This window comes from Janthinobacterium sp. Mn2066 (genome assembly GCF_049319705.1).
Lineage (GTDB): Bacteria > Pseudomonadota > Gammaproteobacteria > Burkholderiales > Burkholderiaceae_D > Janthinobacterium.
Map to the genome: position 1 here is coordinate 135570 of NZ_JBMOUF010000008.1, position 24628 is coordinate 160197.

Genomic DNA, 24628 nt, shown 5'->3' on the forward strand with positions numbered 1-24628 from the left:
CAGGCAAGCTCGACAATTTTTGATTTTATATTTACAAGGTTACACACATGGAATGGTTACTTGACCCGACAATCTGGGTCGGCCTGCTGACGCTGGTCGTACTGGAAATCGTACTGGGTATCGACAACCTCATTTTCATCGCCATCCTGGCCGAGAAACTGCCACCGCACCAGCGCGACAAGGCCAGGGTGCTGGGGCTGACCCTGGCGCTGGTCATGCGCCTGGGCTTGCTGACCCTGATTTCCTGGCTGGTCACGCTGACCACGCCGCTCTTTTCCATCTGGCAATTCTCATTCTCGGGGCGCGACCTGATCCTGCTGGCCGGCGGCCTGTTCCTGCTGTTCAAGGCCACCACCGAGCTGCATGAACGCCTGGAAGGCGTCACGCATGCCGAAACCGGTCCCAAGGTGTATGCCGGCTTCGGCCTGGTGGTGGCGCAGATCGTCGTGCTCGACGCCGTGTTTTCGCTCGATGCCGTGATCACGGCCGTGGGCATGGTGGACAACCTGTACGTGATGATGGCTGCCGTGATCATTTCCATCGGCGTCATGATGGCGGCTTCCAAGGTGCTGACGCGCTTCGTGAACGCCCACCCGACCGTGGTGGTGCTGTGCCTGAGCTTCTTGCTGATGATCGGCCTGTCGCTGATCGCCGAAGGCCTGGGTTTCCACATTCCCAAAGGTTATCTGTATGCTGCCATCGGCTTCTCGGTGGTGATCGAGTTCTTCAACCAGCTGGCGCGCCGCAACTTCCTCAAGCTGCAATCGTCGACGCCGCTGCGCGACCGCACGGCGCAAGCCGTGCTGAGCCTGCTGGGTGGCCGCAAGGGCCGCGAAGTGGTCGAAGAGCATGAAGTGCAGGCGCAGCTCGATACCTCGGCCTTCGGCGTGGAAGAACGCAATATGGTCAGCGGCGTGCTGACCCTGGCCGAACGTTCGATCCGCTCGGTGATGACGCCGCGCGGCGACGTATCGTGGGTGAACCTGAACGACAGCAGCGAAAAGATGCTGCAACTGCTGCGCGAAACGCCGCACAGCATGATTCCCGTCTGCAAGGATGACCTGGACAATGTGGTCGGCATCGCCCGCAGCAAGGATTTGATCGAAGACCTGGTGTCGCACGGCGAGATCGATCCGCTCAGCATGCGCGAAGCCATCGTCATGCCGGAAGCGGCCGGCGTGCTGAAAGCCATGGAAACCCTGAAACGTTCGCGTGGCCAGCTGGTGCTGGTAGTCGACGAGTTCGGCACCGTGCAAGGCGTACTGACGCCGATCGACATCCTCGAAGCGATCGCCGGCGAATTCCCCGACGAAGACGAGCAGCCGGACGTGGAAAAACTGGGCGCCGACCACTGGCGCATCGATGGCGCGACCGACTTGCATTATCTGGAGCAAGTGTTCGAGAAAGATACCCTGGTCAGCGAAGATGGCGAATACAATTCGCTGGCCGGCTACCTGCTGGCGCATTTCGAGAACATGCCTGCCGTGGGCGAAGTGCTGGAGCTGGACGGTTTCCGCTACGAAATCCTGGAAGCGGACGAACGCCGCATCGCCAGCGTGGACGTGCGCCGCATCGCGCCCGATCACACGCTGTAAATCACACCTTGTAACAAAACGGCAAGCGTGCCACGCTTGCCATGCCGTATGCTGGGGTCTGCCATTCTTTGGAGACTCCAGATGCAACCATCCCCGCTACGCCTGACCTTGCTGACCTGTGCAGTACTGGCCGGCCAGGCCCACGCCCAGACGCCAGCGCCCGTCATCAAGCCGGGCCTGTGGCAAATCGATAACAAGATGAGTTCACCCGATGCGGCCACCGACAATGCCATGGGCATGGTGCTGCAGCAGCTGGGCAACCTGCCGCCCGATCAGCGCAAGCAGCTCGAAGCGATGGCGGCCAGCAACGGCGTGGCCATGCCCACCGTGGGCGCCGACGGCGCCGTGCGGGTGACCGCCTGCGTCACGCCAGCCATGGCCGCGCGCCAGCAGATACCGACCGGCCAGCCCGGCAATTGCCAGTCGAACAATCAGCCCATCGCGGGCGGCATGCAGGTAGCGTTCAGCTGCACCAATCCCAAGTCGAGCGGCACTGGAAAAGTCGTGTTCAACGGCGACCAGGCTTTCAACATGCAATTGAACGTGACGACCAGCGCACGCGGCATGCCGGAACAGGTGAATGTGGCCAGCACGGGCAAGTGGCTCAGTGCCAGCTGTCAGAAGCCGTGACGGAAACCCATATTAAAAGCGGCATCGCCACGGCCCGCATCGCTGGCATTGCCGACCGTGTAGTGGGCGCCGTTCCTGTTCTGGATCTTCGCGTAGGACGCATAGAAATCGCTGCGTCTTGACAGGGAATACGTGAGGCCCACGGCGACCTGGCTGGCGTCGCGGTTGGCCAGGTCGCGGTCATCCTTGTGCACGAACGAGGCCAGCAGCTTGAAGCCGCCCACAGGCACGGATACGCCCAATAAAGTGTCGCGGCTGTCCGACGAGGACATCGACAGGGCCAGCGAACTGTAGGCATTGCTGGGGTCCCAGGGCGAACTGCCATACCCCTTGTTGACGCCGACGGCAGCAAACGCTGTCGCCACACCCAGGTCCACATTGGCCGCCACCAGCGTGTTGCGCGCCGACATGTCGACCGAAGGCGCGCTGCTGGTGGCCAGGATCAGGCTATTCTTGCGCTGGTGCGATACGCTGATATTCACGGCGCCGGCCGAGTAGCCGATGGTGGCGCCATAGGCGCGGTTATTCGCGCTGCTATACGGTGTCTCGCCGAAACTGTAGATGGCCGACGCGCTGACGCCGCGCAAGGCTGGCGTGACGTATTTGACGGTATTGTCATAGCGTTTCACGCTGTAGCCGGCCAGGTTGCTGGCGCTGCCGGCCATGCCGCCCTTGAACGGGTCGGCCACATCGGTCAGGGCCAGGTATTGCGGATTGTACTGGCGGCCCAGGGTCAGCGCGCCCAAACGGCTGTCGAGGCCCACATAGGCCAGGCGGCCAAATAAACGGCCATCCTGGTCCGACTGGCCGGTATCGTTGAGCACGCCCGCTTCCAGCGTATAGACGGCGGCCACGTCATTGCCCAGGGCTTCGCGGCCCTGCACGCCCAGGCGCGAGCCGGAAGCGACACCGCCCGAGACCTTGGTGCTGGCGCAATCGCTGGCGCAACCGCGTTCGGCCACGATGCCCGCGTCGAGCACGCCATACACGGTCGTGCTGGAGCCTGTCTGGGCCTGCGCCGATAGCGCACAAGGCCCGAATCCCATCACAGCAAGCGCGAAATACGAAGGCTTCATGATAAATATCTCGGTGAGGTGAAAAGAAAACTTCCCGGTATTGATCAAGATCAAGCACGCTGTGCATTACGACCTTAGTGTCACGTTATCCTCGCTTTTTGGCAAGCAATCTGTGCGGTGTACAACAGAAACCCCAGCCTAGCCCCTGGAACGGCGTCGCATGCTGACAACAGACAAATAGTGACCATGATTGCGTGTTTTGCTGCAAAATAAGGACAAAAGCAACGCCTGTCTTCCATCATGGTTCGTTGCCGAACGTTGCGTGATTTGACACAGGCGGTACACTACTGGTTTTACCGACAGCGGCTCGCCCGTTTTTCCTGCATGCTAGCTATCCTCGAACGCATTGACCCCTACACCAGCAACATCGACTTGCTGGTGGAATTATTTAACTCACTGCGTCCCAAGCGACCGCACGACAGCGCCACCGCCATCGCCAATGTGCGCACCCTGCGCCAACTACTGAAAGGCAATCCCGCCCAGGCCCGCGCCCTGCACGAATACGTGCTGCGCGTGCTGGCCGCGCGCCGCCACGCCAGCCTCTACACCGATATCGGCGTGCTGTCGAACAGCGGCTTTTTTACCGAACTGAAACGCCGCATCGCCTACCGCATGCTGCCGCCCGCCTTGGGCGATGAATACCTGAACGACGCGCTCGACCAGGTGCTGTACCTGAAGACCGACTACATCTGGATCAGCAACGTGCCGGCCGCCGACTGGCTGGAATTGTTCGACGTGCTGACGGCGGACGAGATCGAACTGGCCGTGGGCGATGGCAATATCATGCTGCCAGGCATGCTCGACGCCATCCGCACCCTGTCCTACCGCGTCTGCGCGATGGGGCTGGAACCGGAACTGACGCGGTTTCATAATGAAATCGAAGTCTTCCAGTCGCCGTTCATGGTGCAAAACACGGAAGTAAACGCCTACCTCGATGCCTACACAAAACTGTTGCACGGCGACCCGGAGCCGATCGAAGATGCGCGCCATCTGCTGGTGATGCTGGACCAGTGCGACGCCGTGATCGCCAAGATCCGCAAGAAAGCCTTGTACCAGGGCACCAGCATTCCCCTCACCTATTTGCTGGTGGCCCTGGCGCAAAGCATAGACCGATTGCGCAAGCTGCTGTTCCTGGTCGATACCAGCGGCGAGCTGCCTGGTTCGCCCAATGTCGACATCGCTGCCGTGACGGTAGACGCCACGCAAGACTTGATCGATGCCCGCCCGATCAGCCGGCGCCGCGCGGGCGCCGTCTCGCTGGCGCTGGAACTGATCAGCGCGCACAACAACAAGTACAAGGTCAGCGACCTGTTTTCCGACAATATCAACTTACTAGCCCGCAATGTGACGGAAAACGCCAGCCGCACGGGCGAACACTACATCGCGGAAAACCGCCGCGAGATGGGCGGCATGTTCCTGTCGTCGGCCGGCGCCGGCGTGATCATCGGCTTCATGGCCCTGTTCAAGATCTTGATGTCGTATTTGCGCTCGGCGCCGCTGGTCGAAGCCTTCATGTTCAGCATGAATTATTCGGTCGGCTTCATGTTCATCCACCTGCTGCATTTCACGGTGGCCACCAAGCAGCCGGCCATGACCGCCTCGCGCATCGCCGCCGGCCTGCACAGCAAGGATGGGCGGAATATCGACCTCGACAGCATGGCCGAGCTGATCACCAAGGTGTTCCGCACGCAAAACATGGCCGTGCTGGGCAACCTGGCCACGGCGATTCCCACGGCCTGGCTGATTGCGCTCGGCTACAAGGCCATCACCGGCCATCACCTGGTGTCGCCCGACAAGGCCATGCACTTGCTGCACGATATAGACCCGATCGGCACGCCGGCCGTGTTTTACGCCATGATCGCCGGCGTGTGCCTGTTCGTGGCCGGCCTGATTTCGGGCTATTATGACAACCAGGCCCTGTACACGCGCTGGGCCCAGCGCATCGCGCAATTGCGCGGCCTGGGGCGCGTGATCGGCCAGGAAAGGCTGCAGCGCCTGGGCCTGTATCTGGAAAACAACCTCGGTGGCTTGATGGGTAACTTCTATTTCGGTATCTTGCTGGGCACCATAGGCACCCTGGGTTTCCTGGTCGGCCTGCCCATCGATATCCGCCACATCACCTTTTCGGCAGCCAACTTCGCCACGGCGCTGGTGGGACTCGATCACCACATGAGCTGGCAACTGGCCGTCAAGTCGCTGTCGGGCATTTTCGCCATCGGCACGGCCAACCTGCTGGTCAGCTTCGGCCTGGCGCTGTGGGTGGCGCTGCGTTCACGCCAGGTACGCTTCAAGCATGGCGTGCAGTTGCTGAAAATCCTCGGCAAGCGTTTCCTGAGGTCGCCCATCACCTTCTTCTTCGGCAGCAAGAATCCGCCGCCACCGGCACTGGCCGATGAATCGGCCGGCGCCGCGCCACCCAGGGGCCACAAATGACAAAGAGGCGCATGCGATCTTATTTCCCCTTGATCCTGCTGTGCTGGGTCATCGCCGCATGCGCCTCCTTGCCCAATGTTAAAAACCTCAATACCGAGCTGGCGCCAGCCGCCACGCCCAAGGTGATCACGGGCAAGGGCGCCGTGCTCGATGTCAACAGCCGGGCCGCCCTGCTCAACAAGCGCTGGGCGAAGTCCGGCATGGATTTGAAGACCCAGGCCGCGCTGGAAGAGGCGGCCACCGGCGTGCCCCTGATCAAGGGCAACAAAGTCACCCTGCTGTTTGACGGCCCGCAAACCATGGCGGAAATGTTCAAGGCCATCAGCGAGGCCAAGAGCAGCATCAACCTGGAAACCTATATCTTCGACCAGGACCCGCTGGGCCTGAAGTTTGCCGACATGCTGATCGAAAAACAGCAGGCGGGCGTGACCGTCAACGTGATCTACGACAGCGTGGGCACCATCGGCGTGCCGCAAGCGTTTTTCGATCGCATGCGCGCAGCCGGCGTACATTTGGTCGCCTTCAATCCCGTCAACCCGGCCAAGCTGCGCGGCGACGAATGGAAGATCAATAACCGCGACCACCGCAAGGTGCTGATCGTCGATGGCAAGATGGCTTTTACGGGCGGTATCAATATCAGCGACACCTACGCCAAGAGTTCGCTGTTCCGCTCCAAATCCAAGGACAAGGACAAGGACGACGTGGGCTGGCGCGATACCCACGTGAAAGTCGAAGGCCCGGCCGTGGCCGCCTTCCAGTGGCTGTTCATCCGCACCTGGGCCCAGCAGGATGCGGCCGACCTACCCGATGGAAATTATTTCCCCGTGCTCTCGGAAGTAGGCGACAAGCTGGTGCGCGTGGTGGCCAGCGAACCGGGCGGCGGCTTTGAAATCTACAAGGCGTATATCCTGGCGATCCAGGAAGCGAAGAAATCGATCCACATCACCTCCGCCTATTTCGTACCGGACGAGCAAACGGTCAATGCCCTGATCGCCGCCGCCAAGCGGGGCGTGGACGTGAAAGTGGTGTTGCCCGGCGTGTCGGACAGCGGCCTGGTATTTCACGCCGGCCACGCCCTGTACGACCAGCTGCTGGCCGGCGGCATCCGCATCTTCCACTTGAAACTGGCCGTGCTGCACGCCAAGACAGCCGTCATCGACGGCGCCTGGTCGACAGTCGGCTCGACCAATATCGACATGCGCAGCTTCCTGCACAACAGCGAGCTGAACGTAGTGGTGCTGGGCGACAGTTTCGGGCGCGAAATGGAAAACGCGTTTCAGGAAGACTTGCGCGACTCGGAAGAAATTACCAAGGCGAAATGGGAAGCGCGGCCGCTGTCGGACCGTATCAAGGAATGGTCGGCCCGTTTCATGAATTATTGGCTGTAGGAGTGCCTGCCAAAAAGTCCATGGCGTTGTTGCGGTGTGATTGTTCAGGCACTGCCGGCATTGCTTAACGCTCTTTGACTGGCCCACACCCCGCCAGACCGCGCAAACGCCTCCGTGCTGACCTTTTCAAAATCGCGGCTCTCGTCGTTCCAGCTATAGCGCTCGACGCGTATGCAGCTGGAATCGATGCGCAGCACATTGAAGGAATTCGATTCCCCCCTGCCCCGCGTGGAGGTGGCCGTGCCGGCCTGCACCATCAGGGCCGCGTAGCCGTCTATCTTGTAGCGCTCGGCCGTGTTGCCGGCCACGCTGGCGTGCAGATGGCCGGCCAGCAGCAGGTCGACGCCGCATTCGGCAAACATGGCCAGCGCCAGCGGCGCGCGGTCGACCAGGTCTTTAAGGTTGAAGTTGGGAGGCAGGTCGAACGGGTGGTGGGTGACGATGATGCGCGTCAAGCCTTGCGGCAATTGCCCCAGGCGCGCGCGCAGGGCAGCGATCTGTTCATGGCTGATGCGGCCATCCTTGAAGGTCAGCGAACGGGCCGTGTTGATGCCCAGCACGGCGATTTCATCATCGACGTATTCGGGCGACAGGTCGTGCGTCACATGCTGCCGGTACTGGCGCAGCGGCGTCAAAAAACGGCTGAACACGTTGTACAGCGGCACGTCGTGATTACCGGGCACAACGATCTGCGGCCCCGGCAAGCTGTCGAGAAAGTGACGGGCCGCAATAAATTCGGCGCTGCGGGCGCGCTGGCTCAGGTCGCCGGAGACCACCACCACGTCCGGCTCCAGCCGCTCGACCAGCGCCCGCAACGGCGCCAGCAGCGCAGCATCGACGCGGCCGAAGTGCAGGTCGGACAAATGCACGATGGTACGCATCTCAGCCCTCCGCTTTCAGGGAAGCAACTGGCACGATCACCTGCAGCGCGGCGGGCCGGATGCGATAGCGCAGCGGTGTATTCATCACCGTCACTTCACCATCGGTGGCCACGCGCAGGCGCCGGTGATGGGTGGCGATGTCCATCTCGGTGGCCGTCAGCACATCGAAATCCTTCGCTTGCGACAACTTGCCGAACAGCGCGTGCAAGGCCAGCCTGACCAGCCCCAGGCGGCCGGGGCGCTGCGCCACGTACAGGCTCAGCCTGCCGCTATCGAGCCGTTCCCGTTCACCGATATTCAAGCCTTGCATCAGGTATTCGTTATTGCCGATAAACACGAACGGCGTACGCCGTGCATGCACTTCGCCATTCAGTGTCAGTTGCACGTTGAGGAAAGGATAGCGGCGCAGAGCGGCAATCAAGGCCCAGCTGAAAGCCAGCCACTTGCCCCGCCCCAGGCGGCGCTGCTGCTTTTCGCGGTCGCGCACGATGTCGGGATACAGGCCCAGGCTGGAATTATTGAGGAAGATGCGGTCGTTGACTTCGCCCACATCGACGGGCACGGCCACGCCGCCAGCCACGTTGGCGATGGCCGCATCGAGATCGAGCGGAATCTGCAAATCCTTGGCGAAATGGTTCAAGGTGCCCAGCGGCAAGACACCAAAGCGCGTGCCCTGGCCCTTCTCCACCACCACGGAGGCGACGGCGTTGATGGTGCCGTCGCCTCCGCCCGCCACCACGATCTCGACGCCATCGGCCAGCGCCTGTTCCGCCGTGGCCATCATTTCGGCGCCGCTGGTGGCCAGGGTGATGGCCGCGTCGAGTCCCACGGCCGCGAATTGCCCTTCCAGCTGCCGGACCCAATCGGGCGCATAACCGCAACCGGCAGCGGCATTGATGATGACGGCGACTGTGGACAGGATGACTCTCCTTATTGGGTTGGACGAATAGCCCGGCGGCGACGCAGCGTCGACACGCCGGCAATGCAGATGGCCAGCCAGCCGGCACTCTCGGCCATTGCCGCCAGCACGTCGCTCAGATAATGCGCGCCCAGGTAAATGCGGCTGAAACCCACCAGCGCCGCCATCAGGAACGCACCCAGCGCAATCATCACCCGCTGGCCCCAGGCGCCAGGCGCCGTGCGGCAAATCAGGTAGGCGCCCAGCACGCCATACAGCGCCGTCGAGGTGGCCGTATGGCCGCTGGGAAAGCTGTAGGTCTCCAGCACCGTTTGCAGCAGCGGCTGTTCAAAGCTGGGCCGCAGCCGTCCGAAAACCGACTTTAACAGGACGTTGAGGATCATGACGCCCGGCACGGAGATCAATAAGGTCAACAGCCAGTCACTGGCGCGCTGGCGGTAAAAATACCAGGCCAGCAAGGCCGTCAGCACCAGCGCGCCGAGCACGCCATGCAGATTGGTGAAACATAGCAGGAAAGCCGTCAGCCAGGGCAGCGCGTGCTGGTTGAACCAGTGCGCCACCTGCAGATCGATGACCGTGATCTGTTCGGCGCCCATCACGGCTTCGGCAATCTCGTGGAATACCGCCATGGCGAGCAGCATCAGGACCACGCCGACCGTCAGGTGCAAGCCCAGTGCGCCTTCGGGCGACAGGCGCGCGGCCAGGAAACGGCGCAGCTGCAAGGTCCAGCGCGCACTCATGTCTGTGTCATCCTCGTGTCACTCCCATGTCATGCTTGTGCAGCAAACTGGCGATTGCTGGTGGATCGAAAAAACCACAAAAAAGAAAAAAGCACTGTTTATTCATACAGTAGCTGTGTTTTCATACAGTAGTTATGCTATTCTGATGACTCGTTCAACACATCTCCCTCAAAGGAATTGTCATGGCAACATTGAATAGCGGTTTTGGCCCACGTTTCGGCCTGGAATATGCTCCAAGCTCTTTCCTGGTCCGCATGGGCAAGCGCGAAATCCTCGTCTGCCGCGACTTCCGCAAGCGCTATTACACGGTCAATCCCCTGATCGAGTGCGGCACGGGCATCGAGCCGGGGTATGTTGAAGTGCTGCTGATGCGCCGCTGGCTCCTCATCCTGTCCAAGGCGCATTAAGCGGGTTTTCATCGAGAAAGCCACACCCCCACCCGGCCGCTTTCATCACGCACCAGTACCGGTCAGCAGCAACAGCGCATGACCGACCCCTCATTACTGCGTGCGTTCCGGTGCGGCCGGGCTGGCAGGTGTTTGATGTGCAGCAACTGGCGCCAGGTCAAACACGTTGGCCTCGTACCACAGGGTAACGAAGAGCACCATCACGACCGGGCCGATAAACAGGCCCACCAGTCCCAGGGTTTCCACGCCGCCCAGGATACCGAACAGGACGGCCAGGAAGGGCAGGCGGGTAGCGTTGCCGATCATCCCCGGGCGCACGAAATGGTCCGCCACGAACAGCACCACGGTGCCCCAGACGGCTACGCCAATGGCGCCGCCCACACTGCCCTGCACCAGCAGCAAGGCGGCGGCGCACAGATAGGCCAGCGGTGCGCCGAAGGGGATGATGGCCAGGATGCCGGTGGCAAACGCCCACAGTACGGGCGATGGCAAGTCCGTGATCACATACGCCACGCCGATCAGCGCGCCTTCGGCCAGACCCACCAGCACCAGGCCATTGACGGTGGCGCGGATGGCGGTCGGCACTTTTTGCGCATAACGGCCCCAGCGTTCCGGACGCAGGAAATGGCTGCCCAAGGCGGTGATCTGGCGCGTCAGCGCTTCGCCATCCTTGTAAAAGAAAAACAGGCACAAAAAAGCCAGGCCGAAATCGACCAGGCGGTGAAACACGTCGGTGCCGAAGACGCGCAAGATATCGCGCGCCGAATGAAAACCGCCCACGGCGCCGCCCGCCAGCAGATGGCCCAATCCATGCGGCTGGCTCAGGGTGGCTTGCCACCAATCACTGATGGCGCTGCCGGCCAGGGGAATGTTCGCCACCCAGCCAGGCACGGGCAAGCCATTCATATTGGCATTGACGACAAAGTTGGCCAGCACGGGCATTTCGCGCGCCGCTTGCGCCAGGCCGAACAACACGGGGATGATGAAGATGCAGGCCGAGGCCAGGGTCAGCAAGGCGGCCGCGATGATGGGACGCTGGCCCAGCGCGGCGCGCATCCGCACATATAAAGGCCAGGTCGCCACGCATAAAATGCCGGCCCACACCAGCGGCAGGAAAAAGCGCTGCATCACAAACGCCGTCAAGGCGATCAGGGCCAGGGAAAAGCCTGCGCTGACGATATCTCGCTGAATATCGCGCTGGGTATCGCTCATATACATCCATTCATGCCCGGCATCCAAAAAAAACCGGCTAAAGTTAAGCTATGCTACGCGACGATCGCGCAGGCGTAGCGTAACACGGGCATGCTACACCAGCCCCAGCTGCACCGGTTTGGCGCCCGCAAACACGTGATCGAGCTGGGCCGTGCTCAGGCTGAAGGTGCGCTGCAGCAAGCCACCCAGTACGGCCCGATATTCATTGAGCACTGGCATGTCGCGGTTCTGGAACAGATTCGGCTGGCTGATGGCCACTTGCTCACCCGCCACCTGCTTGCCGCGGATGCCGCCGCCCAGCACCCAGAACACGCTGCCATGGCCGTGGTCCGTGCCCCGGTTACCGTTTTCGCGGAAGGTGCGGCCAAATTCGCTGACCACCACCACCACCGTATTGCGCCATTCGCTGCCCATTTCCTGCGAAAACGCCGATAAACCGCGTCCCAGTTCATCGAAACGCCCCGCCAGGTAACCGGTGCCGGCGCCCTGCCCCACGTGCGTATCCCAACCACCCACGTCGACAAAGCCGATGTTGTACTTGTCTTTCATGAGCTTGGCGATGCGCTGCGCCTCGAGTGCGAAACCCTTGGTACTGATGGCGTTGCGGTTAGCCGCCTGCATCTCGCCGCTCAGTTCCTTCATCACATCGTCGCGCACGACAAAGCCTTCGCTGACAGGCTTTTGCAAAGCGGTGTTCTGGTACATGGCGGCAATAATCCTGCTTTGCCGCTCATCGATACCGGACTTGCCCAGCGAGCGCAGCGCCATGTTCGGCACTTGCACGCCGCCCTGGAAGATCAGCGGCAACTGGTCGGTAAAGGAAATGGCGCGACTGGTCTTGTCGCCATTCAAGCTTTGCGCCAGCCGGTTCATGAAGCCCGAGCGGAAATCGCGGCGCCCATCGAGGCTTTGCCCCAGCTCGATCGTGTCCTGCGTTTCAAAATGGCTGCGCGTCAAGTCGGTCGTGCCCGCAAACGGCACAAAGGCTGCTTCGCCGCTATTGAACAGGGGATAAATGGTGTCGCGCAAGGCAGGATGCAGCGCCCAGTCGGCGTTCAGGGCCAGCGCGCCATTGTCTGCGCCGGGCCGGGGAATGGCGATATTGGGCCGGGCAGCATAATAAAAATCGCTGCCGATCGGCACCAGCAGGTTGTTGGCGTCATAACCGCCCCGCAAGAAGACAAACAGCAGCTTGGCATTCGTGGCGGGCGCGGCCAATAAATTGCCCGCATGGCTGAACAGGGGCGCGGCGGCCAGCGCTTTTAACAGATCACGGCGTTTCATGATTATCCTTTAGCGGTGCATCATCTCTGGGGAGGACAGCAAGAAAGTGTTCCATTCCTGCGGCGAGGCCGCCTGGTCCAGCGCCTGGCGGGTGGCCGGACTCAGGGTGGCTTGCAGCGACTGGAAATACAGGGCGTTCGATAATTGCGGGAAGGCCATTTTCTCTTGCGGCTGTGGGCCATCCGTCTTGAACAGGCCGGCGCTGCCCGAACCGATGGTGCGGGCAATTTCAAAACGCGTCGTCATTTGCCCCGGACTGGCCCAGGCGCTTTCAATCAGGGGATAACCATCAGGCGTCTGGCGTCCGTACAGGGATTCGCCCATGCGCGACAGCCAGTTCAGCATCGGCCCCGCATTCAGGATGGGCTTGTCGTCATAACTGAGACGCACGGCCGACACCACGTATTGCATCGGGTCCTTGAACTTGTGGCCCAGGGATTGCTGGAATTCCTTGCTGGAAAACATGGTTTGCAGCACGGCGGAGATCAAGCCGTCGCTGCGCTGGAAAGTTTGCGCCATCCGTTCCACCAGGGTTTCGGGCGGCGTGTCGCCCACAAAATACTGGGCCAGCTTGGCACTGATGAAATGGGCCGTGGCAGGACTGCGGCTGAGGCGGTCCAGCGCTTCGTCCAGCTCGGCCAGGCCGCGCCCTTTCACTGTTTGCCCCAGGAATTGCTTGTCGCCATAGTCGTGGCGGTTAGGGTTGAATTCAAACAAGCCCCGACGCACGTATTGCGCTTGCAGCGCCGGTTTGACCCTTGGCGTATCCCTGCCCAGGTTGACGCCCACGCCGGTCAGGATGCGCGCCAGTTCCTGCACATCCTTCTGGCTGTAGCCGCCGTTCACGCCCAGGGTGTGCAGCTCCATCAGTTCGCGCGCATAGTTTTCATTGATGCGGTTGACGGCATTGGCCTCGTTGTCCAGATAACGCAGCATGGCGGGATGGTGGACGGTGGCCGACAGCAAGTCGCGGAACTTGCCCAGTGCATGCGGCGTGATGGCGTTGACTTCGTAATCGCCGACCATCGCGCGCAGGTTATGCTTGCCCTGGTGCACGCTGAAATGGTTGAGCCAGAACCAGCTCATCTGCTGCTGCAACTGATTCGGCGCATACACATCGAGCAACAGCGAGCGTGTGGCCGCTTCGCGGGCCAGGCGGTTCATTTCCTGCTGATATTCCTGCTGCGCCTGCTGCTTGGCGGCATCGTCGGCCACCGCGCTGGCATCCTTGCGGCGCTGCTCGATATTCATCACCAATTGATCGAGCGGCAACTGGCTGATGGTCATGGCGTCGATCTGCGCCTGTATGCTGGCCGGCAAGACCACTTTACCTGGATGCAATTGTTCCTGCAAGTAGCGATCCCAGCCTTCACGCTGCATCTGGCGCACGCTGCTGCCATTCACGCCCCAGCTGATACGTTCCAACATGGCAATACTGTGCGCAGGATTATCTGCCTGCACAGGCACGGCTGCCGGCGGCGGCGTGGTGGCGCAGCCGGCCAGCAAGGCCGAGGACATCAGGGTGGCGGAAAACAGGCGGGTGTTGAACATGGCGATCCTTCAAGCGGTTTCAACCAGAATGCACGAGCGTACTCTCCGGTTGACCTGCGCATGATTGCCATTTGCAACGAGATGTAATCAATAATATTTTTAAAGCAAGTTTGTAGCCACGGCAGCACACTGTTCGCGCAAAAAGTCGCGCAACTGCAACACCAGCGGCGTCACCTGTGCCCGGTGCGTGCAGACCAGGTGCAAGGGCGTCGGCTCGCCCGCCACCTCGGGCAGCAGCACTTGCAGGCGGCCGGCGGCCAGGTCGGCCGACAAATCGAGCCGCGATTTATAGGCGATGCCCAGGCCGGCCACGGCCCAGCGGCGTACCAGGTCGGCATCGTCGGCGCTGCGGTTGCCGCGCACTTGCACGGTCACCTGCTCGCGTTGCGGCAAGCGGTAAAACGTCCAGCGGTCATGCAAGCCGTCTTCCAGCGCAAAGCACAGGCAGTTGTGATACTGCAAGTCTTCCACCGACAGCAACGGGCCATGTTCACGCACATAGGCCGGGGACGCCACCAGCACCCGGTCATTGGCGGGCGCAATCGGCATGGCGATCATGGTGGAATCATCTTGCTGCCCGTAGCGCAGGGCAATATCGACTTGCTGGCGCACCATATCGGCCACCCGGTCGCTGACGCTGAGCTGGTAATGCAGCTTGGGATGGCGCAGCTGAAACGCATCGAGCCAGCCCAGCATGGTATTGCGGCCCAGGTCCGACGGCATGGCGATTTTCAAGGTTCCGCCGAAACTGTCCTTGTCCGCCAGCAAGGCGTCGCGGCCCGCGCGCAGCACCCGCAGCGCTTCCCTGGCATGCTCGATATATTGCGTGCCTTCCGGCGTCAGGCTCAAGGAACGCGTGGTGCGGGCTAGCAGGCGCAGCCCCAACTCCCCTTCCAGGCGCTTGACGGCGGCGCTGGCCAGCGCAGGCGAAATGCCCACCTCGCGCGCAGCCGCCGACAGGCTGCCCCGGTCGGCCGTGCAGACGAATACCTGCAAGTCATCGAGTCTCAGCAATTTTCAGGATTCCTTTGAAAGTGTTTCGGTACGTGCCATCTTTTTCTTTGAAAGAAAAGAAACCATCATACGTCATCTACACTTTTCTCTTAGCCAAGGACACCCCCATGAAAGCGATTGCCTACCATCACAGCCTGCCCATCACCGATGCCGACGCCCTGCTCGACATCGAGCTGCCCACGCCTGTCGCCACGGGCCGCGACTTGCTGGTGGCCGTGCACGCCATTTCCGTCAACCCGGTCGATGCCAAGGTGCGCAAGAACCGCCAGCCGAAAGACGGCCAGCCGGAAGTGCTGGGCTGGGATGCGGCCGGTGTCGTCACCGCTGTCGGCCCGGACGTCAGCCTGTTCAAGGTGGGCGACAAGGTCTGGTATGCAGGCGCCATCAACCGCCCGGGCAGCAATAGCGAATTCCAGCTGGTCGACGAGCGCATCGTCGGCCATATGCCGGCCAGCCTCGATTTCGCTCCCGCCGCTGCGCTGCCGCTGACGGCGATTACCGCCTGGGAATTGCTGTTCGAGCGCCTGCAGATCAGCCGCGACAAAAATCTCGCCGGCAAGTCCCTGCTGGTCATCGGCGCCGCTGGCGGCGTCGGTTCGGTACTGGTGCAACTGGCACGCCAACTGACCGGGCTGACCATCATCGGCACGGCCTCGCGGGCCGATACGTCGGCCTGGGTGACGGAATTGGGCGCGCACCACGTGATCGACCATAGCCAGCCGCTGGCCGCTGAAATCACGCGCCTGGGCTTGCCGCCCGTCGATTATGTGATCAGCCTGAACCAGACCGACAGCCATTTCGAGCAGATCGTGGAACTGATCGCGCCGCAAGGCAAGTTCGCCCTGATCGACGACCCCGAGCACATCGACGTGCGCAAGTTAAAGGGCAAGAGCGTCTCGCTGCACTGGGAACTGATGTTTACCCGTTCCCTGTTCCAGACGCCGGACATGATCAAGCAGCATGAATTGCTCGACGAACTGGCGCAACTGGTCGACGCGGGCACCATCAAGACCACGGTGGCCGAACGCTTCGGCGCCATCAACGCGGCCAACCTGAAACGCGCGCACGCTCTATTGGAAAGCAATACGGCCAAGGGCAAGATCGTGCTGGAAGGGTTTTAACCCCAAGCGCAAAAACGACCATGAACTTATTTACTCTGCTTATTTAATGTGATGCAGTAACCAAAACAGCCCTGAAATCATTGACGTTGGTCAAGGTCGGCCCCGTGATCACGGCGTCGCCCAGCGCCTGGAAGAAGCCGTGGCCGTCGTTGTCGTCCAGGCTGTCGCGGGGCTTGATGCCCAGCGACCAGGCGCGCTGCAGGGTGTCTGGCGCCAATACCGCGCCGGCGATATCTTCCTGGCCATCGACGCCATCCGTGTCGCCCGCCAGCGCAAACACGTTCGCTTCGCCGTCGAGCGCAATGCCCAGGGCCAGCAGGAATTCCACGTTGCGCCCGCCACGGCCGGTGCCGCGCACGGTGACGGTGGTTTCACCGCCCGACAACAAGACGCAGGGAGCCGCAAACGGCTGGCCGCGGCGCGCCGCTTGCTGGGCCATGCCCGCCATCACCTTGCCCACCTCGCGCGCCTCGCCTTCCAGGCTGTCGCCCAGGATATAGGGCGTGACGCCGGCCGCGCGCGCCACGCCAGCGGCCGCTTCCAGCGCCATTTGCGGCGTGGCGATCAGGGTGGTGTGCGTATTGGCCAGGCGCGGATCTTCGGGCTTGACCGATTCGCCGCGGCCGCTTTCCAGCACGGCGCGTATGCTGTCCGGTAACACAATCCCATAACGGCGCACAATCGCCAGCGCATCGGCGCAGGTGGTGGCGTCGCCCACGGTGGGGCCGGACGCGATATCGCCCAGCTTGTCGCCAGGCACGTCCGATATCGCCAGGGTCACCACTTTTGCAGGATAACAGGCAGCGGCCAGGCGGCCGCCCTTGATCGCCGACAAGTGACGGCGCACGCAATTCATTTCACCGATATTGGCGCCCGACACCAGCAAGGCCCGGTTCAGGGCTTGCTTGTCTTCCAGGGTGACGCCATCGAGCGGCAGCGCCAGCAACGATGAGCCGCCGCCCGAAATCAGGCACAGCACGGTATCGTCGGGACTCAAATTGCTGACCAGCGCCAGGATGCGGCGCGCCGCGTCCATGCCGGCCGCGTCGGGCACCGGGTGCGCCGCTTCCGCAATTTCGATGCGCTGGCACGGCACGGCGTAACCGTAGCGCGTGACGACCAGGCCCGACAATGGCCCCGGCCAGTGCTGCTCCACGGCCTGCGCCATGGCGGCCGAGGCCTTGCCGGCGCCGATCACGATCAGGCGCCCCTTGGGCACGGGCGGCAGATGGGGCGGCACGCAGTGCGACGGTTGCGCCGCCTCGATGGCGGCGCTGAACATGGCTTTCAGCAAGGCTTGTGGAGTGCTCATCATGGATCCCTGCGACACTGATTAACGGTTGACGGTCTTGGCCGGCACGCGCAGCACCAGCATGGCGCCCAGCAAGAGCACGGCCGACAAAATATACAGGGCCACGTCGGTGCTGCCCGTCGCATCCTTGATCCAGCCGACCAGGAAGGGGCTGACGAAACCGGCGATCTGGCCCAGCGAGTTGATCAAGGCCAAGCCACCGGCGGCTGCCGCGCTGCCCAAAAAGGCGGTCGGCAAGGGCCAGAACATGGGCAAGCCGGACAAGACGCCCATGGTGGCCAGCGACAGGCCGATGATGGCGATCACCACGTTGCCATGCGCTTGCGTGGCCAGCATCAGGCCGCACAGCGCCATCAGCAGCGGGCCGCTCAAGTGCCAGCGGCGTTCCTTGTGGCGGTCGGCCGAACGGCCCACCCAGATCATGAAGATGCTGGCGCACAAGTACGGAATCGCGCTGATCCAGCCCACCGTGACGGGGCTGGCGTAACCGAGCGACTTGACGATGGTGGGCAGCCAGAAATTGATCGCGTAAACACCCATCTGGATGCAGAAATACACCAGGCCCAGCATCCACACCTGGCCATTTTTCAAGACGCTGGCAAAGCTGTCGACCGTATTGGCGCCGGCGCGGCGCTGGCGTTCATCGTCTTCCAGGTCGGCCAGCAGCAAGCGCTTTTCTTCCGTGCTCAGCCACTTGGCTTGAGGAATGCCGTCATTGAGCAGCACATACACCAGCAAGCCCAGCACGACGGTCGGTATGCCTTGCAGCAAGAACATCCATTGCCAGCCGGCCAGGCCGTGATGGTCGGCAAAGAATTCCATCATCCAGCCCGACAAGGGGCTGCCCAGCAAGCCGGAAATGGGAATCGCCGACATGAACAGGCCCATGATGCGGCCACGGCGCGAGGCCGGATACCAGTTCGTAAAATACAGCACGATGCCGGGGAAGAAACCCGCCTCGAACATGCCGGTGATAAAGCGCAAGATATAAAAGGCGGACGGCGTGGTGACGAACATCAAACACGCCGAAGCGATGCCCCAGGCGATCATCAGGGTGCCGATGACCTTGCGCGCGCCCAGCTTGTGCAGCAGCAAGTTGCTGGGCACGCCGCTGGCGACGTAGCCGATAAAGAAGATGCCGGCGCCCAGGCCGTACACGCTTTCGCTCCACTGCAAGGCGTCGAGCATTTGCAGCTTGGCAAAGCCCACGTTGACACGGTCCAGGTAATTGAACAGGTAGCAAATGAAGATGAACGGTATCAGGTGCAAGGTGACCTTGCGGTAAGCGCCTGCGCGCACCTGGTCTGTGGCTGTGACTGCGCCTTGAATGGGGGCCATGCGTGTCTCCGGTGTATTTTTTATGGAATCTGCTCAGGCCATCGTACAATCGCCGTCACTTACCGTCATCGTGCAGATGCATGAAAAAGAATATTCATACAGATAAATTATTGTGCAAACGCATAAAAAATCCAAAACCACACCATGCTGACCATTGATACTTCCCTGGCACAGGACATCGTCCAGCGCACCATGCACATCATGCCCTTCAAGGTGAACGTGATCGATGTCCGCGGCGTGATCCTGGCCAGCGGCAGTCCCGAACGCATCGGCGACCTGCATCCGGGTGCGCAACTGGCGCTGGCGCGGCGGGCCAGCGTGGAAATCGATGCGGTGGCGGCCAGCAAGCTGCCCGGCGCCAAGCCGGGCATCAATTTACCGCTGATGCTGCGCGGCGAGATCTGCGGCGTGGTCGGCTTGACGGGCGAGCCGGATGCCGTGCGCCAGTTCGGTGAGCTGGTGCGCGTGATGGCGGAAATGATGCTTGAGCAAGCCCAGCTGGTCAGCGAGTTGCAGCATGAAAAACGTTATCGCGAGGAATTCCTGTTCCAGCTGGTCTACCGCACCGGCATCCCCGATACCAGCATGCAAGCCTGGGCGGCGCGCCTGGCGCTGGACTTGCGTCAGGCGCGCGCCATGTTCGTGCTGGAAGTACAGGACTTCGGCGAGCGCCTGGAACAAGTGCTGGGCGAGCTGCAGCAAGTGCAGGCCGCGCTGGCGCAGCGCTGGCCCGAGCTGCTGACGGCCGTCGTCTCGCCCGGCGAACTGGTAATACTGGAAGCCTTTCCTGTTGCCGGGCCGCAGCAGCCGCGCGCGGCGCTGGCGCAAAAGCGGCTAGTGGAATTGCAGCAGGTGGCGCAATCATCGCTGCAATCGCCGTGCACCCTGGCCATGGGCGTGGCCCTGCCGGGCCTGGACGGCGCCACGGCCTCGTATCAATCGGCCAAGCAGACGGCGCGCGTGGGCCGCGCGCGCGACAGCAGTCATGAGCAGCGCGTGTTTTCCTACCTGGACCTGAGCTTGCCGGTGCTGCTGTCGGGCCTGCAAGACGGTTGGCAAGCCGAGCAGTTACGCCAGACGCTGTCCCGTTTATTGCAGCACGACCGCAAGTCGGGCGCCCTGATGCGTACCCTGGCGGCCTGGTTCCGCCACCACAGCCACGCGACGGCCACCGCCAGGGCTTTGCATATCCATCGGAACACCCTCGATTACCGGCTGCAAAAGATTGCCGAACTGACGGGGCTGGACCTCGATGATACGGATGACCGGCTACTCTTATATGTCGCCCTGCAGCTCAATTAATTACAATCACGCTTTAACTTTAATTTTTAATAACAGGAACACGATGTCAGCAACCCTGGAATGGACTTCCCTGGCCCGCACCTTCGGCCTTTTCACCGTCACGGCCATCGCTGAACTGCTGGGCTGCTACCTGCCCATGCTGTGGCTCAGCAACAAGGGCAGCGCCTGGCTGCTGCTGCCGGCCGCCCTCAGCCTGCTGGCCTTCGTCTGGCTGCTGACCCTGCACCCGGCCGCCAGCGGCCGGGTCTATGCCACCTATGGCGCCATCTATATCGCCACCGCGCTGGGCTGGCTGTGGCTGGTCGATGGCGTCACGCCAGCCTGGACCGATATTGCCGGCGTGGGCCTGGCCCTGGCTGGCTCGGCCGTGATTGCCCTGGGCAGCAAGACCGCCTGATCAACGCGTATGCCGGTGGAAGTTGGTTTCCGCCGACCAGGCATTGCTGGCGCGCGTCAGCAAGACCGCTTCGCCATCGGCCAGCCAGCCGTCGGCATCGGCGATCTTCCACATGGCGTGCAAGAGCTTGCGGCGCAAATCCGGATCGGCAATCTCGGCCAGCAGGTTGTCGATCACGGGGTTGCTCAGCTGTACCGCGCCATTCACCGTGGCGCTCGCCGTCAGCATGTCGTCGCACAACTCTTGCAGCAAACGCTGGAATTCAGGCACATCCATCTCGATATGGTCGAGGATCCTGCTGTGCTGCAAAGCCTGCAATTCCGAGCTGGCCAGGTTGCCGTCCACGATCATCATCAAGGCCAGCAGCCGCCCCGCTGCCTGGGGGCTATTTACCGCATACGTACGCATCATCATTCCTTCCAGTTAAGTTCACATTTACTTGTCACTGCGGCGTATCCATACGCTCGCCACACAACTTGCCGCGATCAGCACCGCCACCACGACCAGCGAAGCTTGCACCGGCACGTGGTACCACGGCATGATCAACATCTTTGCGCCGATAAACACCAGCACCATCGCCAGGCCATACTTGAGCAGATGGAAGCGTTCCGCCACATCGACCAGCAGGAAATACAGGGCCCGCAAACCGAGGATGGCAAACAGGTTCGAGGTGAACACGATGAACGGATCGGTCGTGATGGCGAAGATGGCGGGGATCGAATCGACGGCAAACACCAGGTCCGTCACCTCGATCAAAATCAATACCAGGAACAGCGGCGTGACATACAGCAAGCCGCCCTTGCTCACCGTAAACCGTTCGCCGTGATCGCCCTCGGCCACCCGCAAATGACGCCGGGCAAAGCGCAGCACGGGGTTGTTGGCGACGTCCGGCTCGGCATCGGCCGCCACCAGCATGCGCATGCCGGTGATCAATAAGAAAGCGCCAAACAGGTACAGCACCCAGCTGAATTCACTGACCACCCAGGCGCCCGCCATGATCATCACGGCGCGCATCACGATGGCCCCGAACACGCCGTAAATCAAGACCCGGCGCTGGTACTGGACCGGGATCTGGAAGGCGCCAAAGATCAGCAGGAACACGAACACATTGTCGACCGACAGCGCTTTCTCGATCAGGTAACCGGAAAAGAATTCCAGCGCCTTTTGATTGGCGACTTCAGGCCCGACCGTGCCGTTCAGATACCACCACAGGCCACCATTAAAAGTCAGCGCCATGCCGACCCACACCAGCGACCAGATCGCCGCTTCCTTGATACTGACCTTGTGCGCCTTGTTGCCGCCGAACACAAACAAATCCAGCGCCAGCATCAGCAGCACGAAGGCGATAAAGCCGGCCCAGACGGGCGCTGTTGCAATACTTTCCAGGCCGTTCATCCACCACCTCCTCTTCTATTTAGTCATATCAAGCAGCCATCATAGGAGCAAATAACACATCGAACAAATCGAATATAATGAAGACATAAATCGAAAATATCGATGTATTAAAACCGGGGGAACAGCATGTCGACGCTCAACTTCAAGCACTTGCGTTATTTCTGGATGGTGGCCAGGACGGGCAGCATCGCCCGCGCGGCCGAACAGTTGCATTTGACGCCGCAATCGATTTCCGGGCAGCTGAGCGACTTTGCCGAGACCCTGGGCGTGGAATTGTTTCGCCGCAACGGGCGCAAGCTGGAATTGACGGATACGGGCCGGCGCATCCTGCGCCATGCCGAAGACATTTTCAGTACCGGCGATGAATTGCTGGAAATCGTGCGCGACCAGTCGCGCACCAGCACCACCACGTTCCGCGTCGGCTGTGCCGATTCCGTGTCGAAACTGATCGCTTGCCGCCTGGTGGAACCGGCCTTGAGCCTGGATCAACCGCTGCGCATGATTTGCCGCGAAGGCAGGCTGGCCAGCCTGCTGGCGGACCTGGCCGTGCACCGGCTGGACCTGATCATCGCCGACCGCCCCATGCCGGCCCACCTGAGCGTGCGCGGTTTTAACCATTTATTGGGAGAAAGCGGCATGACCGTGTTTGGCACGGCGGCCCTGGCGTCCAGCTTGCCGGGCGAGTTTCCCGCCTGCCTGGATGGCGCCCCGCTGCTGCTGCCGGGCGAAGACTATGCCATCTACGGCCGTTTGCTGCAGTGGCTGGGCGAAAACAACTTGCATCCACGCATCGTTGGCGAATTCGACGACAGCGCCATGATGCAGGCGTTTGGCCAGTCCGGCGCCGGCCTGTTCTTTGCTCCCACCGTGATCGCGCGCCAGGTCTGCGAACAATACGCGGTGGTGGCGCTGGGCCAGGTCGACAGCCTGGTGGAGCAGGTGTACGCGATCACCACCGAGCGCCGTTTGCGCCACCCGGCCACGGTGGCCATCAGCCAGAGTGCGCGGCGCGAGCTGTTTGCATAGATTGTTTGCAAGCAAGCCTGGAATGGCTGCGGGACATCACCGGTTCTTTACAATCACGGCACTCATGTATTGATGCAAATCACGAAAATCCTGCACCCGCCAGGCGTATGGCGCCAGCTTGACGCCATTCTCGCGCAGGGTTTTGGGTATCAAGTCGCCATTGGGACGCAGTATGACTGACGACACAATCACGCCCGGATAATCATGCAGGCGTTTTTTGAAGGCGGACGTCGTCAGGTCAGGGGTCGGAGGAGTGCTTTTGTTCGCCAGGGGCCCGGTTCCCCTGAGATCTGCTCCGTGGCATACGGCGCATCGCTGCATATAGAGTTTTTTCCCATTGGCATTATCGGCAAGCGATGGGGGTGCTTGCATCAGCGATAAGAGTGCGAGTGTCGCGATGAATACTGTTTTCATTGTCATATGGTCTTGTGGCATCAATCGGATCTGCAGCGACAGCAAAGCCCCTCGCACCCGCGAGAGGCCAGCTGACCGGCCGGCATTGTGCCACTAATCCCGGTTTAATCCTCTTCTGCCAACACGATTTTCCCGCAGCCACCACCACGTTCGATCATGCCGTGCGCCAGCGCCAGGCTGGCGGCTCCTGGCGCCAGCCGCTGCTGCAGAGTGCTGCGCAATACGCCCTCTTCCAGCAAGCGCGCCACCCGCTGCAGGATGTGGTGCTGCTCGATCATGTCCGGCGTGCCATACAAGGGCCGCGTAAATACCATTTCCCAATGCAGCGACACGCTCTTGGCTTTCAGCGGAGCCGCATCGAATTGCTGATGATCATCGATGACAGCCAGCTTGCCGTGCGGCGCGATGATCTCGGCCAGCGCCGCATAATGCTGCGCCGTATTCGACAAGGCGGCAATATGTGTCACAGCAGGAACGTCCAAGGCAGCGACCTGCGCTGCCAGAGGCAGGCTGTGGTCAATCACGTGATGGGCGCCCATGCTGCGGCACCAGTCTGCGCTGTCCGGGCGCGATGCGGTGGCAATCACCGTAAAACCCGTCAACTGGCGCGCCAGCTGGATCAGCAGCGAACCCACGCCGCCCGCACCGCCCAGCACCAGCAGGCAAGCACGCTGCTGCCGGTCGCCTGGCTTGATTTCAAAGCGCTCGAACAGCAATTGCCAGGCCGTCAGCGCCGCCAGCGGCACGGCAGCGGCCTGCGCAAAACTCAGCTTGGCCGGCATGGCGGCGGCAATGCGCTCATCGACCAGCTGGTATTCGGCATGGCTGCCCGTGCGGTCAAATGAACCCGCGTAATACACGCGCTGGCCCGGTTGCAACAGACTCACCTCGCTACCGACCGCTTCCACTACGCCCGCCGCATCCCAGCCCAAGGTGCGCACCGTGTCCGGCACCGGTACCAACCCCGCGCGCACCTTGGCGTCGAGCGGATTGACGCCCACGGCGTGCACGCGCACCAGCACGTCGCGCGGTCCGGGCACAGGTATGTCGACTGTCGTATCGAACAGGCAATCGGGATCATCCACCTTGCTACCCAGCTTGAAAGCTATGCTCTTCATAAAGACTATCTCCATGTAAAAAACCCATGGTAAGCCGCTGCGCAACAAAGAAAAATATGCTTCAATGCGTTTTAC

23 protein-coding genes are annotated in these 24628 nt (G+C 61.6%); 9 read left to right on the top strand and 14 right to left on the bottom strand.

Annotated elements, in window-relative coordinates; genetic code table 11:
- Positions 1-47 precede the first annotated feature (47 nt).
- Positions 48-1595: a TerC family protein gene (locus ACL9RI_RS16860; protein ID WP_422727667.1), complete on the top strand. Its 1548-nt coding sequence runs from the start codon at positions 48-50 to the stop codon at positions 1593-1595.
- An 81-nt stretch (positions 1596-1676) separates the two neighbouring features.
- The gene (locus tag ACL9RI_RS16865) at positions 1677-2225 is read left to right on the top strand and encodes a DUF3617 domain-containing protein (RefSeq protein WP_422727668.1); all 549 of its coding nucleotides are present in this window, start codon (positions 1677-1679) and stop codon (positions 2223-2225) included.
- On the opposite strand, the gene ACL9RI_RS16870 is transcribed toward ACL9RI_RS16865, so the two are convergent.
- On the bottom strand, positions 2213-3301 hold the full coding sequence (locus ACL9RI_RS16870; protein WP_422727669.1) for a porin: 1089 nt from the start codon (positions 3299-3301) through the stop codon (positions 2213-2215). The genes ACL9RI_RS16865 and ACL9RI_RS16870 overlap by 13 nt on opposite strands.
- A gap of 324 nt (positions 3302-3625) precedes the next feature.
- Here ACL9RI_RS16870 and ACL9RI_RS16875 point away from each other — a divergent pair, with 324 nt between their 5' ends.
- Positions 3626-5734: a site-specific recombinase gene (locus ACL9RI_RS16875; protein ID WP_422727670.1), complete on the top strand. Its 2109-nt coding sequence runs from the start codon at positions 3626-3628 to the stop codon at positions 5732-5734.
- The gene (gene cls / locus ACL9RI_RS16880) at positions 5731-7122 is read left to right on the top strand and encodes a cardiolipin synthase (RefSeq protein ID WP_422727671.1); all 1392 of its coding nucleotides are present in this window, start codon (positions 5731-5733) and stop codon (positions 7120-7122) included. The genes ACL9RI_RS16875 and cls overlap by 4 nt, the downstream gene beginning before the upstream one ends.
- Before the next feature lie 44 nt (positions 7123-7166).
- On the opposite strand, the gene ACL9RI_RS16885 is transcribed toward cls, so the two are convergent.
- Genes ACL9RI_RS16885 through ACL9RI_RS16895 form a run of 3 tightly spaced genes read right to left on the bottom strand, consistent with a single transcriptional unit; the run spans position 7167 to position 9662 of the window.
- Positions 7167-8003 (bottom strand): metallophosphoesterase family protein, encoded by an 837-nt coding sequence (locus tag ACL9RI_RS16885; protein ID WP_422727672.1) that lies wholly within the window; start codon positions 8001-8003, stop codon positions 7167-7169.
- Between the two features lies 1 nt (position 8004).
- Positions 8005-8925: a diacylglycerol/lipid kinase family protein gene (locus tag ACL9RI_RS16890; protein WP_422727893.1), complete on the bottom strand. Its 921-nt coding sequence runs from the start codon at positions 8923-8925 to the stop codon at positions 8005-8007.
- A gap of 8 nt (positions 8926-8933) precedes the next feature.
- The gene (locus tag ACL9RI_RS16895; protein ID WP_422727673.1) at positions 8934-9662 is read right to left on the bottom strand and encodes a phosphatase PAP2 family protein; all 729 of its coding nucleotides are present in this window, start codon (positions 9660-9662) and stop codon (positions 8934-8936) included.
- A 182-nt stretch (positions 9663-9844) separates the two neighbouring features.
- On the opposite strand from ACL9RI_RS16895, the gene ACL9RI_RS16900 reads away from it, so the two are divergent.
- The gene (locus ACL9RI_RS16900) at positions 9845-10069 is read left to right on the top strand and encodes a hypothetical protein (protein ID WP_183676844.1); all 225 of its coding nucleotides are present in this window, start codon (positions 9845-9847) and stop codon (positions 10067-10069) included.
- 93 nt (positions 10070-10162) lie between these two features.
- Here the strand turns inward: ACL9RI_RS16900 and ACL9RI_RS16905 are convergent, their stop codons facing one another.
- From ACL9RI_RS16905 to ACL9RI_RS16920, 4 genes are all read right to left on the bottom strand, one after another.
- Positions 10163-11281, bottom strand: a complete 1119-nt coding sequence (locus tag ACL9RI_RS16905) for an AI-2E family transporter (protein ID WP_422727674.1) — start codon at positions 11279-11281, stop codon at positions 10163-10165.
- A gap of 93 nt (positions 11282-11374) precedes the next feature.
- A complete protein-coding gene (locus tag ACL9RI_RS16910; RefSeq protein ID WP_422727675.1) occupies positions 11375-12565 on the bottom strand; it encodes a DUF1501 domain-containing protein in 1191 nt (396 codons plus the stop codon).
- Positions 12566-12574: 9 nt separating this feature from the next.
- The gene (locus ACL9RI_RS16915) at positions 12575-14116 is read right to left on the bottom strand and encodes a DUF1800 domain-containing protein (RefSeq protein ID WP_422727676.1); all 1542 of its coding nucleotides are present in this window, start codon (positions 14114-14116) and stop codon (positions 12575-12577) included.
- A 99-nt stretch (positions 14117-14215) separates the two neighbouring features.
- Positions 14216-15130, bottom strand: a complete 915-nt coding sequence (locus ACL9RI_RS16920; protein ID WP_422727677.1) for a LysR family transcriptional regulator — start codon at positions 15128-15130, stop codon at positions 14216-14218.
- Positions 15131-15237: 107 nt separating this feature from the next.
- On the opposite strand from ACL9RI_RS16920, the gene ACL9RI_RS16925 reads away from it, so the two are divergent.
- A complete protein-coding gene (locus ACL9RI_RS16925; RefSeq protein ID WP_422727678.1) occupies positions 15238-16251 on the top strand; it encodes a zinc-binding alcohol dehydrogenase family protein in 1014 nt (337 codons plus the stop codon).
- Positions 16252-16294: 43 nt separating this feature from the next.
- On the opposite strand, the gene ACL9RI_RS16930 is transcribed toward ACL9RI_RS16925, so the two are convergent.
- Both ACL9RI_RS16930 and ACL9RI_RS16935 read right to left on the bottom strand, forming a co-directional pair.
- The gene (locus ACL9RI_RS16930) at positions 16295-17563 is read right to left on the bottom strand and encodes a glycerate kinase type-2 family protein (protein ID WP_422727894.1); all 1269 of its coding nucleotides are present in this window, start codon (positions 17561-17563) and stop codon (positions 16295-16297) included.
- Positions 17564-17584: 21 nt separating this feature from the next.
- Positions 17585-18901 carry an MFS transporter gene (locus ACL9RI_RS16935; RefSeq protein WP_422727679.1) on the bottom strand — a complete coding sequence of 439 codons (1317 nt, stop codon included), beginning with the start codon at positions 18899-18901 and terminating at the stop codon, positions 17585-17587.
- 144 nt (positions 18902-19045) lie between these two features.
- On the opposite strand from ACL9RI_RS16935, the gene ACL9RI_RS16940 reads away from it, so the two are divergent.
- Together ACL9RI_RS16940 and ACL9RI_RS16945 are read left to right on the top strand one after the other, a co-directional pair.
- Positions 19046-20203, top strand: coding sequence for a sugar diacid recognition domain-containing protein (locus tag ACL9RI_RS16940; RefSeq protein ID WP_422727680.1), 1158 nt, complete (start codon positions 19046-19048; stop codon positions 20201-20203).
- 43 nt (positions 20204-20246) lie between these two features.
- Positions 20247-20600, top strand: coding sequence for a YnfA family protein (locus ACL9RI_RS16945; RefSeq protein WP_422727681.1), 354 nt, complete (start codon positions 20247-20249; stop codon positions 20598-20600).
- Here the strand turns inward: ACL9RI_RS16945 and ACL9RI_RS16950 are convergent, their stop codons facing one another.
- On the bottom strand, positions 20601-21011 hold the full coding sequence (locus ACL9RI_RS16950) for a TerB family tellurite resistance protein (RefSeq protein ID WP_422727682.1): 411 nt from the start codon (positions 21009-21011) through the stop codon (positions 20601-20603).
- A 24-nt stretch (positions 21012-21035) separates the two neighbouring features.
- Positions 21036-21995: a TerC family protein gene (locus ACL9RI_RS16955; protein WP_422727683.1), complete on the bottom strand. Its 960-nt coding sequence runs from the start codon at positions 21993-21995 to the stop codon at positions 21036-21038.
- Positions 21996-22121: 126 nt separating this feature from the next.
- Here ACL9RI_RS16955 and nhaR point away from each other — a divergent pair, with 126 nt between their 5' ends.
- Positions 22122-23021: a transcriptional activator NhaR gene (nhaR, locus tag ACL9RI_RS16960; protein ID WP_422727684.1), complete on the top strand. Its 900-nt coding sequence runs from the start codon at positions 22122-22124 to the stop codon at positions 23019-23021.
- Between the two features lie 36 nt (positions 23022-23057).
- On the opposite strand, the gene ACL9RI_RS16965 is transcribed toward nhaR, so the two are convergent.
- On the bottom strand, positions 23058-23441 hold the full coding sequence (locus ACL9RI_RS16965) for a c-type cytochrome (RefSeq protein WP_422727685.1): 384 nt from the start codon (positions 23439-23441) through the stop codon (positions 23058-23060).
- Between the two features lie 98 nt (positions 23442-23539).
- A complete protein-coding gene (locus tag ACL9RI_RS16970; protein ID WP_422727686.1) occupies positions 23540-24553 on the bottom strand; it encodes a zinc-binding alcohol dehydrogenase family protein in 1014 nt (337 codons plus the stop codon).
- Positions 24554-24628: the final 75 nt, after the last annotated feature.

Bases quoted from the DNA above. Each gene is read 5' to 3' on its own strand.
- ACL9RI_RS16925 (WP_422727678.1), top strand. From the start codon at position 15,238: ATGAAAGCGATTGCCTACCATCACAGCCTGCCCATCACCGATGCCGAC.
- ACL9RI_RS16865 (WP_422727668.1), top strand. From the start codon at position 1,677: ATGCAACCATCCCCGCTACGCCTGACCTTGCTGACCTGTGCAGTACTG.
- ACL9RI_RS16910 (WP_422727675.1), bottom strand. From the start codon at position 12,565: ATGAAACGCCGTGATCTGTTAAAAGCGCTGGCCGCCGCGCCCCTGTTC.
- ACL9RI_RS16945 (WP_422727681.1), top strand. From the start codon at position 20,247: ATGTCAGCAACCCTGGAATGGACTTCCCTGGCCCGCACCTTCGGCCTT.
- ACL9RI_RS16970 (WP_422727686.1), bottom strand. From the start codon at position 24,553: ATGAAGAGCATAGCTTTCAAGCTGGGTAGCAAGGTGGATGATCCCGAT.
- ACL9RI_RS16875 (WP_422727670.1), top strand. From the start codon at position 3,626: ATGCTAGCTATCCTCGAACGCATTGACCCCTACACCAGCAACATCGAC.
- ACL9RI_RS16930 (WP_422727894.1), bottom strand. From the start codon at position 17,563: ATGAGCACTCCACAAGCCTTGCTGAAAGCCATGTTCAGCGCCGCCATC.
- ACL9RI_RS16955 (WP_422727683.1), bottom strand. From the start codon at position 21,995: ATGAACGGCCTGGAAAGTATTGCAACAGCGCCCGTCTGGGCCGGCTTT.
- ACL9RI_RS16950 (WP_422727682.1), bottom strand. From the start codon at position 21,011: ATGATGCGTACGTATGCGGTAAATAGCCCCCAGGCAGCGGGGCGGCTG.
- ACL9RI_RS16895 (WP_422727673.1), bottom strand. From the start codon at position 9,662: ATGAGTGCGCGCTGGACCTTGCAGCTGCGCCGTTTCCTGGCCGCGCGC.
- ACL9RI_RS16915 (WP_422727676.1), bottom strand. From the start codon at position 14,116: ATGTTCAACACCCGCCTGTTTTCCGCCACCCTGATGTCCTCGGCCTTG.
- nhaR (WP_422727684.1), top strand. From the start codon at position 22,122: ATGTCGACGCTCAACTTCAAGCACTTGCGTTATTTCTGGATGGTGGCC.
- cls (WP_422727671.1), top strand. From the start codon at position 5,731: ATGACAAAGAGGCGCATGCGATCTTATTTCCCCTTGATCCTGCTGTGC.
- ACL9RI_RS16870 (WP_422727669.1), bottom strand. From the start codon at position 3,301: ATGAAGCCTTCGTATTTCGCGCTTGCTGTGATGGGATTCGGGCCTTGT.
- ACL9RI_RS16940 (WP_422727680.1), top strand. From the start codon at position 19,046: ATGCTGACCATTGATACTTCCCTGGCACAGGACATCGTCCAGCGCACC.
- ACL9RI_RS16885 (WP_422727672.1), bottom strand. From the start codon at position 8,003: ATGCGTACCATCGTGCATTTGTCCGACCTGCACTTCGGCCGCGTCGAT.
- ACL9RI_RS16905 (WP_422727674.1), bottom strand. From the start codon at position 11,281: ATGAGCGATACCCAGCGCGATATTCAGCGAGATATCGTCAGCGCAGGC.
- ACL9RI_RS16900 (WP_183676844.1), top strand. From the start codon at position 9,845: ATGGCAACATTGAATAGCGGTTTTGGCCCACGTTTCGGCCTGGAATAT.
- ACL9RI_RS16965 (WP_422727685.1), bottom strand. From the start codon at position 23,441: ATGACAATGAAAACAGTATTCATCGCGACACTCGCACTCTTATCGCTG.
- ACL9RI_RS16860 (WP_422727667.1), top strand. From the start codon at position 48: ATGGAATGGTTACTTGACCCGACAATCTGGGTCGGCCTGCTGACGCTG.
- ACL9RI_RS16935 (WP_422727679.1), bottom strand. From the start codon at position 18,901: ATGGCCCCCATTCAAGGCGCAGTCACAGCCACAGACCAGGTGCGCGCA.